Source organism: Deinococcus aquatilis DSM 23025 (genome assembly GCF_000378445.1).
In the GTDB taxonomy this organism is placed as follows: domain Bacteria; phylum Deinococcota; class Deinococci; order Deinococcales; family Deinococcaceae; genus Deinococcus; species Deinococcus aquatilis.
This window is the reverse complement of record NZ_KB899744.1, coordinates 18,460-32,500: the sequence shown is the minus strand read 5'-3', so window position 1 is coordinate 32,500 and position 14,041 is coordinate 18,460. Positions and strand designations below refer to the sequence as shown.

Below are 14,041 nucleotides of genomic sequence, written 5' to 3'. Positions count from 1 at the left end.
CCAGCCGAAGCCCAGAGCAGGCACCGCCAGCGCCAGAATTGCAAAGGTAGGAACAGTTTGCCCCAGCCCGACCAACGTTTCGGCCAGTTGCCGCAGAGCCTCGCGCTTTGGCCGGGTCACCGCGACCGCCAGTGGAACGCCCAGAGCCAGCACAATTCCGGTTGAGAGGGCGACCAGACCCAGATGGGTCAGCGTCAGTCGCCAGAGTGGGGGGTCGAAGGGGGTCAGTTCGCCCAGATGGAGGGGAGTAAGCAGACGTGGCAGCACGCCGGGAATCAGGCAGATCAGCAGCAGCAAAGGCCACAGCAGCACGCCCCAGGGCCAACGCTGTCTGCCTGACCGGGCTACTGTGAGGCTGCCAGCCGTCATGTCGTCTTGTCCCGCATGACGGTTTCAATCTGGGCCGCAGAAGTCTGCAGATCGCTCCAGCGCAGGACGCCGATGGGTCGCCCCGCCTCGGTGACTGCCAATGCGTCCGAACCTTCGCGCAGCATGATGCCCAGTGCGCTGCGGGCGTTGAGGTCGGCCTCTACTGTGGGCAGGCCGGACGGGTCGCTGGGATGGGCGAAATCGCCGGCTCGGCGGCCCGCCAGTTGACGCAGCGCGGCGTCTTCGCCCAAAAATTGCCGCACGAAATCGGATGCCGGGCGGTGAATCAGGTCATCCGGCGTGCCGAACTGGGCCAGTTCCCCGGCGTTCATCAGGGCAATTCGGTCGGCCAGCCTCAGCGCCTCGTCTATGTCGTGCGTCACCATGATCACGGTCTTTTTCAGGCGGCGCTGGATGTCCCGGAAGGCGTCTTGCAACTTGTCGCGGGCCAGTGGATCAAGTGCGCCGAAGGGTTCGTCCATCAGGAGCACAGGCGGGTCGGCGGCAAGTGCGCGGGCCACCCCCACACGCTGGGCCTGCCCGCCCGACAGTTCAGCGGGCTTTTTGTGACGGTATTCGGCGGGACTCAGGCCCACCAAATCCAGGAGTTCGTCTACCCGGCGCTCGGTTTCGCGGGCGGGGCGGCCCAACAGGTCGGGCACGGTGGCCACGTTCTGCGCCACGTTCAGGTGAGGAAACAGCCCGATCTGCTGAATCACGTAGCCGATGCCGCGCCGCAGAGTTTCAGGCTTCAGCGTCTGCGTATCCTGCCCGCGCAGCAACACCCGCCCGCCCGTCGGCTCTATCAGGCGGTTGATCATGCGGAGGGTGGTGGTTTTGCCGCATCCGGACGGCCCCAACAGAGCCGTCAGTTCTCCCTCGGCAAATTCCAGATTCAGGTCACGCACGGCAAAGCTGTTGCCATAGCGTTTTTCGAGACCCTGCAACTCAATCATAAAAAACTCTGATCAGTCATAAAAACTCCGGAGGGCGAGAGAGGAGACGCCGAGTGGGAAGCGCCGAGCAGAGAGGCAACACAGATCGGCTGCCGCGCCATCATCCCACCCGTCCAAAACGGCGGCCCAGCCAGACTTCCAGCCCACGCAGAGCAGCGTCCACGCCAATCGCCAGCAGCGCGGCGGGGACGGCTCCCAGCAAAATCAGGTCGGCGGCGGCGCTCTGTAGCCCCTTGAAGATGTAGGTGCCCAGCCCGCCCGCGCCGATCAGGGCGGCCACCGATGCCACACCCACCAGCAATACGGCTGCCTGCCGAATTCCGGTGAGCCAGACGGGAAGCGCTAGTGGCACCTGCACCCGCCAGAAAATCTGACGGCCTGTCATGCCCATACCGCGTGCGGCGTCTACCGTGCCTGCGGGAACGCCCCGCAGCGCCACCACACCATTTCTCAGGATCGGCAGCAGGGCGTAGAGGGTCATGGCCGTCAGTGCCGGAGCCACCCCGATGCCCGAAATACCTGCCGCCCGCAACGCTGGAAATGCGGTGGAAAGGGCAGAAAGAGGCGCGATCAGCAGCCCCAGGAGGGCCAGACTGGGCAACGTTTGAACGGCGTTGGCGAGGCCCAACACTGCCCCGGCCACCCGTTCGCGCCCAGCGGCCCAGACCGCCAAAGGCACGCCGATCAGCGTGGACAATCCCAGCGCCGTGCCCACCAGCCGCAGATGTTGACCCAATTCCTGCACCCAGCGTGGCCCCTCGTTGCGGGCCTCGACCAGCACCGACCAGCCCGAGAGGTGGCCCGCCAGGAGCAGCCCCAGTACGGCGGGCACCCATGCCCAGGCCAGTGCCCGGCTTCTGCCCGGCAACAGCAGGCCCGCGCCGTAGGCGGCGATCAGTGCGCCCAGCCCGCTCAGCCACAGGCCCGCCGCCGCACTGGCCCGCGCAAATTCGGCCTGACCGAGCAGGGCGCTGCGGGTTTGCAGGCCCAGCACCCAGAACACGGCCACCACCGCCAACCCAGCCGCCAGCCACGTTAGCCGTGGTAACAAGCGTGCGGCCAGCAGCGGCAGGAGGGCCAATACCACCATCAGGACTGCCCAGGCCGGTGGCAACCGCAGGTAGTCACCCGGTGCAAGGCGGTTGGGCCGTAACAGGACCCAGGGCAGAAACGCGCCTGCCAGCATAGGCAGTGCGGCAAGCCCCAGCACCGACAGCACGTCAGCTCTGACTGCCGACAGCAGTGGGGCGGAAGGCCTGTTGCCCCCCGCCCCTTCCGAGTCAGAGATGTTCACGCGGCGGCCACAGGGCGGGGCTGATCCCAGGCAGGGAAAAAGCCGCGCAGCCTTTCGCCGTCCGCCCGCATGGTTACTTGATCAGCCCTTTACTCTTGAGGTAGGTCTGGGCCACGCTCTGCGCGGTGCGGCCTTCAAGGGCCACCTGCGCGTTCAGCCCCTGCAAGGTCGCCTGCGTGAGGGTAGCAAAGGTCTTGTTCAGCAGCGCCTCAACCTGAGGATTGGCTTTCAGAGTCGCTGTGCGAATAATTGGCGCGGGCTGATAGACGGCCTGTGCGCCCTTGGGGTCCTTGAGGGCCACCAATTTCAGCGCCGACAGGCTGCCGTCGGTGCCGTAGGCCATGGCTGCGTTCACGCCGTTGGTGCCGCTGGCTGCTGCCTGCTGCGTCTGGGGCGGGGTCGCGCCTGCGAGCGTCAGTTTCTGGTCTGCCTTGAGCTTGAAGCCGTAGACTTCCTCAAAGGCGGGCATGGTGTCGGGGCGGTTAAAGAATTCCGGGCTGCCCGCGATCTTGAATTTGCCGCCGCCATTCAGGTATTTGGCGAGGTCGGCCACGCTGCTGAGCTTCTGAGCCGTGGCAAAAGCCTGCGGTACGGCGATCACCCAGGTGTTGTTCACATTGGCAGGTTTCAGCCAGGAAATCCCGTTCTTGACGTCCAACTGGCGGGCAAAGCCGTAGATCACGCCGGGGCTGCCTGCCTGCTTGGCCGTAATCTTGGCGCTGGGAAACAGATAGACGGCGTTGCCGGTGTACTCGGGGTACACGTCGATTTCCCCGGCGAGGATGGCTTTACGGTTGACGCCGGTATCGCCCAGGTTGGTCTTGTCGGTCACTTCCAGTCCGGCATTTTTGAGGGTCAGGACGATCATCTGGCCCAAAATCTGTGCTTCTGGGTCAAGCTTGCTGCCCACCACGATGGGTTTGGCAGCGGCAGTACTGGCGAGTGTGCTGGCAAGCAGGCTCAGCGAGAGAATCAGGAATGTCTTCATGGGTAGGCCTCCGATATGCGTCACCGTACTGGGCAGCACAGGACAGGGCTTGTAGGACGTATGACAAAAGGGCCGAGACCAGTGACTTGATAAACCCTGCATAAAGGTCGGAGCGGCGCCTGTCCCGTCTCACTTCGGTCTATCTCCCACAAGTTTACCATTTCTATCAACTGCTCTGTTTAATCCACTAGGGTTGAGTCCAGAAGATGACATAAAAAAATCACCCCCAGAGATCCGGGGGTGACTGAATTGCGTGGGAAGAGAGGGTTAGAGGGTGCCCTTGAGGGTGCTGGCAACCTTGAAGCGCACCTTTTTGCCCGCAGGGATGGTGATTCTGTCGCTGGTGCCGGGACGCACGCCCTGACGCTCGGCGGTGGCGGCCACGCTGAGGGTGCCGAGGCCGGGAAGTCCCACACTCTTACCGTCTTTGAGGGCAGCTACGACCAGATCAAGCATGCTGGACACGGCTTCGGCGGCCTGCTTCTTGCTCAGGGTCGTGGCGTCGGCCACCAGATCAATGATCTGGGTCTTGGCGACCTTGTTGGCGGCAGCGGGTGCCGGGGCTGCCTTGCTGGCTTTGGCACTGCTCTTGGGGGCCGCCTTGCTGGCAGCGGTTTTCTTGGCGGCGGGTTTGGCTTTTTTGGTCATGGTTGGGCCTCCGGTGGTGAAGTAATGAGCAGCTGCTCAGCTCAAATGGAGCTTAACACACGTTTGGACTTAAGCAAACCCGGAAAGGTGCGCTGGTGGGGGTATTTTGTCATCTCTGGCTGCTGTCCCTCCAGCGACAAAAAAGACTGGTATGTGAGAAATTCCCCTTAAATTGGGCAATTTTAATGAATATTTAATGAGTAGACTGTTAAGGCCGAGCTACCTGACCACAGAGAACCGGGGGCGGAGTTTCAGTACCCGAACCTCGGCAGAGAGGGCATCGAACGTCCAGATTCTTCCCCATAACGTCTGGCCGACCCCGCCCAACACTTTCAGGGCTTCGAGGGCCATCATTGCGCCCACGATACTGGGCAGCGGTCCCAGCACCCCGGCCTCAGCGCAGGATTCGGCTCCTTCAGGCACCGGGAACACGTCGCGCAGCCCCAGTACCGCCTGTGGCAGTTGTGTCTCACTGCCCGCCGGATCAGGTCCGAACACGCTGACCATGCCGGTGGTTCCGCTGGCTGCTCCCCACACCGAGGTTTTCTGCGCCCGCTCACAGGCATCGGCCATAGCGTAGCGGGCCTCAAAGTTATCGGTGGCGTCTATGACCAGATCCACGTCGCTGACCAGGGCATCGGCATTTTCGGCGGTCAGCATGGGGGCAGTTTCTACCCGCACAAATGGGTTGATGGCCTGCGCCCGCGCCGCCGTCACCTCCGCTTTGCTGCGCCCCACGTCCGCAAATTCAAAGTGGGTCTGTCGGTGCAGATTGCTCACATCTACGGTGTCGCCGTCGGCTATCACCAGGCTTCCCACGCCCGCGCCCGCCAGTTGTGTCGCCACGGGGCCGCCCAGTCCGCCCGCACCCACCACCAGCACCGAGGCCGCCCGGAGGCGTTCCTGTGCGCCCCCTTCCTGCCATTCGGGCACCAGCAGGGGCCGGGAATAGCGGCGCAGTTCGGCGCGTGACAGAGGAGACATGGAGCAAGTGTAGCGTTGCCTGAATCTCAATTCCCAACCTCTCGTCAGCGTTGCCTGCCGCCTCACAGCGTACCCTGTAGCCATGCTGGTTTCCGACCGGGTCCAAGACATCCTCACGCGAGAGCGCAGCTTACTGGCCGACCTTCAGGCCTTTCTGGAAACGCAGGGCGCACCGCCGGAAGCCGTGGACTACGCCCGCACCGCGACCCGGTCACTGGATGAAGTGTTCTTGCTGGTGGTGGTCGGGGAGTTCAATGCGGGCAAAAGCAGTTTTGTGAATGCCCTGCTGGGCGCGTCCGTGTTGCCCGAGGGAGTCACGCCCACCACCGACCGGATTTATGTGCTGGTTCACGGCGACAAACCCGGCGCAATGGAACCCACCCGTGACCCCTTCGTCAGCCGCCTGACCTATCCGCTGCCCAGTCTGGAAGGGGTGGCGTTGGTCGATACCCCCGGCACCAACGCGATTATTCGTCAGCATCAGGCCCTCACGGAAGGGTTTTTGCCGCGTGCCGACCTGGTCCTGTTTCTGACCAGCGCCGACCGCCCCTTTACCGAGTCCGAGCGCCAGTTTCTGAGTCTGGCTGCCCGCTGGGGCCGCAGCGTGATCATGGTGGTCAACAAGTCCGATCTGCTGGAAACGCAGGCCCAGAAAGCGCAGGTGCGCGAGTTCGTGGAGGCGGGGGCACGCGGGGTCTTGGGCCTCACGCCGCCCGTGTTGCTGATCAGTGCGCGGGGCGAGCAGCGCGGCGGCGATCCGGGTTTCCATGCCCTGCGCGAAGTCCTGAAGCTCCGGCTCTCGGAAACCGAGCGCACCCGCTTAAAACTGGCCTCTCCGCTCAGCACGGCCACCGAAATTCTGAGCGGCGAGGAAGCCCGTGCTCACGCCGCCCGCCAGACTTTGGGCGAGGACGTGGCCATCCTGCGCGATCTGGAGGGCCAGCGCGAACGCCACCGCGAAACCATGCTGGGCGAACTGGACGGCCAACTGAACCGCATGGGCCGCCTGCTCAGTGAATTTGAGGTGCGGGCCGACAAATTCATAGATTCCAAGTTGACCTTTCGCAACCTGCGCGGTCTGCTGAACAGCCGTGACCTGGAAGACGCTTTCCGGCGTGAGGCGGTGGCCGACCTGCCCGACGCCATAGACCGGCAATTTGGCACCATGATCGACCGCTTCGTGGAGGCCAATCTGCACTTCTGGGAGGACGTACAGGCGTTCCTGATCCGCCGCCAGCCCAGCAGCGAGGTGGCCCGCACCCGCTTCAGCTATGACCGTGGAGCCTTGCTGGAAGGCATCGCCGGGAGCGCCCGCGACCACCTGGAAGCCACCACCGAACACGAACTGGGCCGCCAGCTTTCCCGCGATGCCGAGGATGCCCTCAAGGGCGCGGTGGGCGGCCTGGCCGGGGGCATCGGCATCGGCGCGGGCATCGGCGCACTGATCGGGGCCAGTGCCCTCGATTTTACGGGCGGCATTCTGGCGGGCCTGACGCTGGGCAGCCTCGGGCTGTTCGTGTTGCCCAACAAGCGCGTGCAGGCCCAGCGCGGCCTTCGCCAGAAAATCGCCACCCTGCGGGCCGCCCTCGAACAGATCGTGCGCCGCGAATTCGAGCGAGAGCAGGAACGCGCCGACGCGAGATTGCGCGACGCCATCAGCCCCTATACCCGCTTTACAGAGCAGGAGCAGGCGAGGCTGGCAGGTGCACAGGTGCGGGCCGCGCAACTGCGGGCCACGCTGGAAGGGCTGCAAACAGAGGTCAAGGCGCTGGGCTAGGAAGTAGGAAGGTGGTGGGGAGATCGTAGAGCGTGGTTCAAAATCTCTTCCCACGTTCTACGATCCATCCTCCACGTCCTACAACCGCCTCACCCAGAACCGCATCTCCTTGGCCGTTTCCTCCGTTTCTCCCACATCCCGCCAGCTCATCTGGGTGTGCAGGTCGGGGCGTTCGGTGTAGCCGTGTGCGGTCCAGAAGGCATTCAGCGGGCGGTAGTCGGATGGGCGGGCTGGATGGGACGGAGGCCGCTGCACCGCACAGAAGGCTGTGACGCCGAGGCTCAGAGCTCGGGCATGGGCTTCCCGCACATCAAAAAATTGATGGCCGAGGCCGCGCCCCCGGAATTCGGGCAGCAGCACACTTTCTCCCAGATACAGCACGTCTGCCGGGTCGAATTCGGACGCGGCAAACGGAGCCTGCACCTCCAGCGTCTCCTGTAGCAGCGGCAGGGCGGTGCTGGCCCCCACCACGCGCCCACCTTCCTCACGGGCCAGTGCCACCACCGCCCCCGGTGCGTTCAGGTAGGTTCGCAGGTAGTTCTCTTCGTATTCGGCGTCGCCCTCATACAGGTAGGGAAAGGCCCGGAAGACTTCCCGGCGCAGGTGGGCCAATTCCGGCAAGGCGGCCTGCAACTCTGGCCCAGTGGCAGGCGAAACGGTGACGGGTTGCAGAGAGGGCATTGGCCTCAGCCGCCCACCTGCCGGGTCCAGTCGGCCAGATTGTAATAGTTGGTCACGCGGGCGATCTGGAGGCCCTGCCCGCTGTCGCGAATTTCAAAAAAGGCCCCCACAGGCAGCACGTAGCGTTGTCCGGCAGCTTCGGGCAGCCCGGCGTCTGTTTGCAGGTATTCCCCGTGAATCACAAATTCGGCGGCGGCGCGGGTTCCGTCTGCACTTGCCATGATCACCAGGTCGGCGGCCTGCTCGCGGTAATGGGCGTCCATTTTTGCCAGGAATTCCCGGAAGGTGTCGCGGCCCAGTTGTGTCTCGCCCTCGTTAATGTCGTGGCGTACATCTTCACTCAGGAGGGCCAGCATGCCTTCTGCATCGGCGGCATTAAAAGCGGCGTAGTACTGCTGCACCAGGGTCAGGGCCGTTGCTTGGGGGCTGGAGGTCATGTGCCAACAATAAACGTTCTGTGCGTCTGTGGCGAGGTTTTCGGTGCCGGGAAGAAAACTGGGGTGCAGGTGCACTGGCCGCCTTCACGTACTTCATGTCTGCGCGGGCTTTGATCTGTCTTACAGATCACGGGCCACAACTCTTAACAGAGTGCGCTCTGACTTACTTAGTGACCGTGCTTCTCGACTTGACAAGGCCTTTCTTCTGCTACTTTAAACAGACATTAGCTTGCATGACCGCGTCTCCGCAGGAAGCGGGGCCGCTTGTAACGGAGGAACCCCCGCATGAAATCAGTGCGTTACATCATTACCCGGCCCTGCTTGCAAGAAGGCAGCCTGCGACTTGCCAAATACATCGAAGGTTATTTTCCTCAACATGGCCCGGCCCAGTTCGTAGATGACCGGGGTCAGGAACACGCCGTGCAGATTGACCGGGAGCGGGGGCGCGTGTGGGGCCTGGGCGGCCTGTACCACGCGCAGCATCTGGGTGTAAACGACGTGCTGATGCTGACGGCCCTCGCACCGTCGCGTTATCAGGTGGAAGCCATCGTGAAGCCGCACGCCGTACAGCCGCCGCCGCGCACCCTGCCCAAAACCCCCGAATCGCGCCGGGTAGTCGTGTCTTCCACGCCCCATGTCCGGGAAGTGCGGATGGAGCGAATCGACGCCGAGGCCGCTGCCGCCCCTGCTGCCAAAGCAGAGAGTGGGAAGCCTGAGCAGACCCGCACCGAAGCCCCGGAAGTCAGAACCGACACCCCGAGAACTGAGGTCAGGGCCGAAGCGAAGGCAGAAGCGCGGACAGAGGGACGGGAAGGAGCCACCCCGATTCAGCTTCCGGCCACCGAGCATCTGAGTGCCCAACTGGTCATGGCCCAGGCCGCCCAGGCGGGCAACACCGTCAGGGTCACGCCCACCCGCAGCGGCCCGAACGGTGCTGTAAACGGTGGCAACGGGCACGGGAACAGCGGGTACGGGCAGGTCAATGGCAACAGCGTGCAGGGCCGCACCGAACCGAACCCCACGCGTCAGGCAGCGCCAGCGCAGATCAAGGCGGCTGGGACAGAGGCAGCGCAACAATCCCCGTCGCCTGCGCCTTCCACCTTGCCGCCCATGCCCACCACCCCAGAAGGCCTGGTGACCGAACTTGCCCGCCTGACCGGATACCGCCTCGATCATCCCGGCGGCGGCCTACTGCGCCTGACGGCAGACCTGGGGCCGCAACACAGCTACGCGGTGCTGATCGCGCCCACGCTGGCGGCGATGGCTCAGTCCACCTGGAAGGATGCAGCGGGCGTTCCTGACCTGCACCGTGCCCTTCTGACCACCGAACAGGAACGCCCCGCCGCAGGAGTGCCCCGCCTGACTGAAGAAGCCCTGGCTGCACTCACCGAACACGCCCGCCTGGCTCCCATCAGCGCCATCGACCTGCGGGGCTACTGGCGTGCGGGCAATCTGGACCTGGAAAGTGCCGCCAGCATTGCTGAACTGGTCAGTGCCCACCTCGCCCAGCGCGGCGCATTTACCTTCGTGCTGCTCACCCTTTCCCAGCAGCCCGCACACAGCATCGTCAGTGTGAACCGGCTGGCCGAACGCCTCGGCAGCGGCGTCAACACCGCCGAACTGAGCAGCATTCTGGACACCCTCACCCGCGCTCCCTTCCTGGCGCTCACTCCCTTGCCCGGCGGTCAGTACCTGCTGCGCGTGGGCATCGGCGAGCTGTTGGGCGACCTGACCGACTATGCCCAGGGTGTGCGCCGCCGAGTGCGTGCGCCTGTACCGATCGACATCATGACGGCTTGATCCCGGTCCTTTTCGTCAATCATCTTTAACGGCCTGCACGCTCTTTATTTGGAAGAGTGTGCAGGCCGTTGGTGTCTGTCTTCCGGTCCCCTAACGCAACGTGGCGTAGGCCAGCGTCCACAGGGCGTCGCGGCGGGCAGGCAGGGTGCAACTCTGAGTGGGCGGGCAGCCCTGAAAGGAGTTGGGAACGTCTGCCGTACCCGTCACCAGACTTCCGGTGAGGTTCAGGGTGTTGGCCGCCTTGCTGATCAGGGTAAGTTCGTTCAGAGGTTGCAGGGTTCTGATGGTCAGCGGCACGGTCGGTACCCCGCTCTGGCGCGTGCCGGTGCTGACGCTGATCGGCCCAGCGTAGATGTTCGTGCCGGGTGTGGTACGGGCGGTGATCTCGTTGAGGGCGCTGCGCCACCCGGCCCCGTTTGGATTTCCGGTCCCAGCGCCGCCGTAGATGGTGGCAACCCGCGCCGCTGGGTTCCACCCAATGCGCTGGCCCGCCACCTGCACCAGTGGGGCAAGTGGGGTCATCAGTGCGCCGCCCACACGGGTCAGAGGAAAGGTTTGCCCAGCCGCTGTCAGGGTCATCCCCTGCGTGGTACAGGTCAGGGCCAGCAGGTCGCAGGCTTCGGCTGGCGGCACCAGCACACGCCCGTTTTGCAGGGTTGGCAGGGCAGTCAGGGCATTGACCCAGGCCAGATTCTCAAAGCGCACCACCACGGGAACCTGATTGAGAGGCAGGGGCGTGGCCTGCGCTGCCCCCAGCGATGCAAGGGCAAGAACAGCAAAAAAGTGGTGTGCAGTCATACGTCACCTCGGAGAGGAATCAGAAGGAAGAGAAGAAATGCGGTGTTCATGACCCGGAGCCAGCTTGACCCCTGCCCATCCCACCTCTATTTCAGGAAAATACTGGCCGTCTCATTCCCTGCATTTTGGAACTGAATAGACCACTTCGCTCCCTGCCCATCGCTGCGGAGGCTCTCGTCGGCGGCCCCAGCAACAGCCGTTTCTGCACTCGGAAAGGTGCAGTAGCCGCCCGTCTGCTCTGCTGTCCATGCTCCGGCGGCGGCTTCCGTGGTTCCGATCTGGCTGTTCTGCCAGCGCACTGCTTTCATGAAACTGCCTGTACTGAGGTTCTGCTGCCCGTATTTCTGGCCGATGGTGGTCATGCGCTTGAGGATGTTGCTGCCGCCCTCGGCGCTCCAGCCAAAGCGGGCATCGATAGGCGCACGCAGAGTCAGGCTGGCCGGGGCGCGGTCCACGCTGGTCTCGCCCTGCATGCTCATGCTCAGCACGGTCAGGTCGGCGTCCTTCGTGACCCAGAAGGTCAGCTGGGCTTCCTGACCTGCCAGCAGCCGCCACGGTGCGCCCCCCGCCTGCTTTTCATCCGACACCGTAATGGCGCTGGGGCCGCCCACCTGCTGCACCAGAAAGAACGGTGCCCAGTCGTCCTGCGGCCTGCCCATATAGCGCCCGTGCTGAAATCCGGCGTCTACCGCGCCGCCCTTGCCGCCCCAGCCGCCCGCGTAGATAAAGGCCGTGTCGCCGTGTCCGGCCTCTTTTTCCTCTTTCATCTCGCCTAATACGTCGCTGGGCAGGTACACCGTGCTGCTCTGGTAGGCATAACCGGGCCTGGAATACACGCGGCGGTAAGGCCCGCTCTTTTCGTCGCGGCAGTGCACTTCCACGCCTCTTTTGCCCTCTGCATCGTCTTTGCCCGGAGTGAGGGCACGCACGAGGCCGCCCAGCAACCCGGACAACCCACCGTCGTCTGCGGCCTGGAGGGGCAATCCCGTGACCGGATGCAGCGGGAAGCGGTGAAAGCGTAAGGCTCCTGCCAATGCCGCGCTGTTGGCGGTGATTCCCTGCGGCGTCAGAACGGCCAGATGCTGCGCCTGCATGGGCGTGAGGTCGTGCGTGAGGCGGTGCAGCAGGGCCGGATCGGGGCCGAAAGCAGGTGGGGGCAACGGCGAGCGCGGCGGCGTCCAGAGGGTCATGGGCCACAGCCTATCGGACCGGGCAGACCAGGGAGGCAGGCAAAGGAAGGCGGCCCCGGCCTACACTCGTCGGGTGAACTGCTGTCTTCCTCTCCTTCCGCCTGCCACTGCTCCTTCGGCACTGGCATCTCGTTTCGTTTTGACCTATACTTGCGCGAGGTGGTTATGCTGCTAGCAGAAATTATTAGTGTCGGAACAGAGCTGTTGCTGGGCGAAATCGTCGACAGCAATGCCGCGTTCCTTGCCCGTGAATTGGCGGAAAGGGGGGTCACTTTGCACCGCAAAACTGTGTTGGGAGACAACCTTGGCCGCGTAGAGGACGCCATCCGGTTGGCGTTGTCGCGGGCAGACCTGGTGATTCTGGGCGGCGGCCTCGGCCCCACCGACGACGACCTGACCCGTGAAGCCATTGCCGCCGCCCTCGGCGAGACCCCCACCGAAGACCCTGAGCAGATGGCCCACCTGCGCGGCCTCTACGAAAGCCGGGGCCGCACCATGCCTGAAGTGAACCGCAAGCAGGCCTGGCTGATTCCCAGCGCCGAAGCCCTCGCCAATCCTGTGGGTACCGCTCCGGGCTGGTTTGTTCGGGTGGCCCCCACGGGCAAACTGATCGTGGCCCTTCCCGGCCCGCCCTTTGAGATGAACCGGATGTGGCGTGAACAGGTTCTGCCGCGCCTGCCTCTGCCTGCCCGCGCGTTTTCTGCCGTCACTCTGCACACGCAGGGCATCGGGGAAAGCAACGTGGCCGAACTGCTGGGAGCACTGACCCGGCAGGCCAATCCCAGCGTCGCCACCTATGCCCGCAAGACGGGTGTGGATGTGCGCGTGGCGGCCAGTGCCTCCACCCCGCAGGAAGCCGCAACTTTGGCCGCTCCCGTGCTGGAACAGGTACGCGGCCTGCTGGCCCGCTGGACCTGGGGCGAAGACGCTGACACGCTGGCCTCGGTCCTCACTCGGGCGCTGGGCACGCGCACCCTCGGCGTCATCGAGGCGGGCAGCGGCGGCACGGTCTGCGCGGCTCTGGCCGATGCTCCCGGCTTTCTGGACGCCGCCGTCACAGTAGACCACGCCCGCCTGATCACGCTGGGCCTGACTCCGGTCACGCTGAATGCACACGGCGTGGTCAGCGAGCAGGCCGCCCGCGAACTGGCCGCCGGTGCCCGCGAATATCTGGGCGCGGCGGTGGGGCTGGCGGTGGTCACGGCCACGGCAGGCGAGCAGGCCGGACAGACCTACATCGCGCTGGACACAGAAGGCCTGCAAAAAACGGCTCACCTGAACTGGCCCGGAGACGCCCCACAGGTACGCGAGCGGGCGGCGATGGCAGCCCTGGCTCTGGCTTTACGTTCCCTGCAACCCCGTGACGAGGTGCAGGCATGACCCGTCCTGCTCCCAAGCGGGGGCCGCAGGCTGATGCAGCAACCACCAAGCCTGCCAAGTCGGTGGGCCAGAAGCCCCAGAACAAAAGTCAACCCCGCCCAGATCGTCCGGCACGCATAGAAACACCCCCGCCCGAACCCAGCCTACGTCTGTTCTATGCCCTGACGCTGCCCCGCGAAATTTCTACCCCACTGGCCGAAACGCAGTCGCTCCTGAAAGGCAACTGGCGGGCAGTGCGGGCTGACCAGATGCACGTCACGCTGGCGTATCTGCCCGCTGTACCGCCCGAGCGCTTGGCCGACCTCCGCAAGCTGGGTGCAGACCTGACCCTGAATGTGCCCACGCTGGATGTTCGGTTGCGCGGCACCGGGTATTTTCCCAACGAAGGCAGCCCCCGCGTGTGGTTCGTGAAAGTGGAAGCCGAGGGACTGGCCGAACTGGCCGCCCAACTGCGCGAAGGCGTCGCCGCGCTGGGTCTCGCCACCGACGACCAACCCTTCAAGGCGCACATCACGCTGGCCCGCAAAAAAGGCCCCGCCCCGCGTGTGCCGCCCAAAACCTTCGATCTCGGCTGGCAGGCGAGCAGCGCTGTTCTGGCGCGTTCGATCCTCCGTAAGACCGGGCCGCTGTACCAGACTGAAAGCACCTTCCGCTTCCGCGCAGGTTCCGCAGAAACAGAACTGCTCCTGCCGGACGCACCCGACCAACCCGCCGAACTCTAATCCGCCCTTTTCCGATT

14 protein-coding genes (1 of these 14 cut by a window edge) are annotated in these 14,041 nt (G+C 64.4%); 4 read left to right on the top strand and 10 right to left on the bottom strand.

From position 1 onward, the window contains the following. The 6 genes from F561_RS0120235 to F561_RS0120210 all read right to left on the bottom strand — a co-directional run. Positions 1 to 369: the start of an ABC transporter permease gene (locus F561_RS0120235; protein WP_026299104.1), read on the bottom strand. The gene continues 375 nt to the left of window position 1, outside the view; only the first 369 of its 744 coding nucleotides appear in the window; it begins with the start codon at positions 367 to 369; its stop codon lies off the left edge, out of view. Further along, entirely contained in the window at positions 366 to 1,325 is a 960-nt protein-coding gene (locus F561_RS0120230) for an ABC transporter ATP-binding protein (protein ID WP_019011794.1), read from the bottom strand. Before F561_RS0120230 ends, F561_RS0120235 begins: the two co-directional genes overlap by 4 nt. A gap of 100 nt (positions 1,326 to 1,425) precedes the next feature. Further along, a complete protein-coding gene (locus F561_RS0120225; RefSeq protein ID WP_245556596.1) occupies positions 1,426 to 2,619 on the bottom strand; it encodes an ABC transporter permease in 1,194 nt (397 codons plus the stop codon). Positions 2,620 to 2,692: 73 nt separating this feature from the next. Then, positions 2,693 to 3,607: a glycine betaine ABC transporter substrate-binding protein gene (locus F561_RS0120220; protein WP_019011792.1), complete on the bottom strand. Its 915-nt coding sequence runs from the start codon at positions 3,605 to 3,607 to the stop codon at positions 2,693 to 2,695. A 267-nt stretch (positions 3,608 to 3,874) separates the two neighbouring features. Then, positions 3,875 to 4,255 (bottom strand): HU family DNA-binding protein, encoded by a 381-nt coding sequence (locus F561_RS0120215; RefSeq protein WP_019011791.1) that lies wholly within the window; start codon positions 4,253 to 4,255, stop codon positions 3,875 to 3,877. A 219-nt stretch (positions 4,256 to 4,474) separates the two neighbouring features. Continuing rightward, the gene (locus F561_RS0120210) at positions 4,475 to 5,239 is read right to left on the bottom strand and encodes a HesA/MoeB/ThiF family protein (RefSeq protein ID WP_019011790.1); all 765 of its coding nucleotides are present in this window, start codon (positions 5,237 to 5,239) and stop codon (positions 4,475 to 4,477) included. A gap of 82 nt (positions 5,240 to 5,321) precedes the next feature. Between F561_RS0120210 and F561_RS0120205 the strand changes: the two genes are divergently transcribed. After that, a complete protein-coding gene (locus tag F561_RS0120205; protein WP_019011789.1) occupies positions 5,322 to 7,016 on the top strand; it encodes a dynamin family protein in 1,695 nt (564 codons plus the stop codon). A 78-nt stretch (positions 7,017 to 7,094) separates the two neighbouring features. On the opposite strand, the gene F561_RS0120200 is transcribed toward F561_RS0120205, so the two are convergent. Continuing rightward, complete coding sequence (locus F561_RS0120200; protein ID WP_019011788.1) at positions 7,095 to 7,697, bottom strand: GNAT family N-acetyltransferase; 603 nt, start codon at positions 7,695 to 7,697, stop codon at positions 7,095 to 7,097. A 5-nt stretch (positions 7,698 to 7,702) separates the two neighbouring features. Further along, the gene (locus F561_RS0120195; RefSeq protein ID WP_026299102.1) at positions 7,703 to 8,134 is read right to left on the bottom strand and encodes a ketosteroid isomerase-related protein; all 432 of its coding nucleotides are present in this window, start codon (positions 8,132 to 8,134) and stop codon (positions 7,703 to 7,705) included. A gap of 285 nt (positions 8,135 to 8,419) precedes the next feature. On the opposite strand from F561_RS0120195, the gene F561_RS0120190 reads away from it, so the two are divergent. Further along, entirely contained in the window at positions 8,420 to 9,934 is a 1,515-nt protein-coding gene (locus F561_RS0120190) for a hypothetical protein (protein ID WP_019011786.1), read from the top strand. A 90-nt stretch (positions 9,935 to 10,024) separates the two neighbouring features. On the opposite strand, the gene F561_RS0120185 is transcribed toward F561_RS0120190, so the two are convergent. After that, positions 10,025 to 10,732, bottom strand: coding sequence for a hypothetical protein (locus F561_RS0120185; protein WP_019011785.1), 708 nt, complete (start codon positions 10,730 to 10,732; stop codon positions 10,025 to 10,027). A gap of 86 nt (positions 10,733 to 10,818) precedes the next feature. Beyond that, positions 10,819 to 11,922, bottom strand: coding sequence for a hypothetical protein (locus F561_RS0120180; RefSeq protein ID WP_019011784.1), 1,104 nt, complete (start codon positions 11,920 to 11,922; stop codon positions 10,819 to 10,821). Positions 11,923 to 12,087: 165 nt separating this feature from the next. Between F561_RS0120180 and F561_RS0120175 the strand changes: the two genes are divergently transcribed. Then, positions 12,088 to 13,302, top strand: coding sequence for a CinA family nicotinamide mononucleotide deamidase-related protein (locus tag F561_RS0120175; RefSeq protein WP_019011783.1), 1,215 nt, complete (start codon positions 12,088 to 12,090; stop codon positions 13,300 to 13,302). Then, the gene (gene thpR / locus F561_RS0120170; protein WP_019011782.1) at positions 13,299 to 14,024 is read left to right on the top strand and encodes an RNA 2',3'-cyclic phosphodiesterase; all 726 of its coding nucleotides are present in this window, start codon (positions 13,299 to 13,301) and stop codon (positions 14,022 to 14,024) included. Before F561_RS0120175 ends, thpR begins: the two co-directional genes overlap by 4 nt. The last annotated feature ends 17 nt before the right edge of the window (positions 14,025 to 14,041 follow it).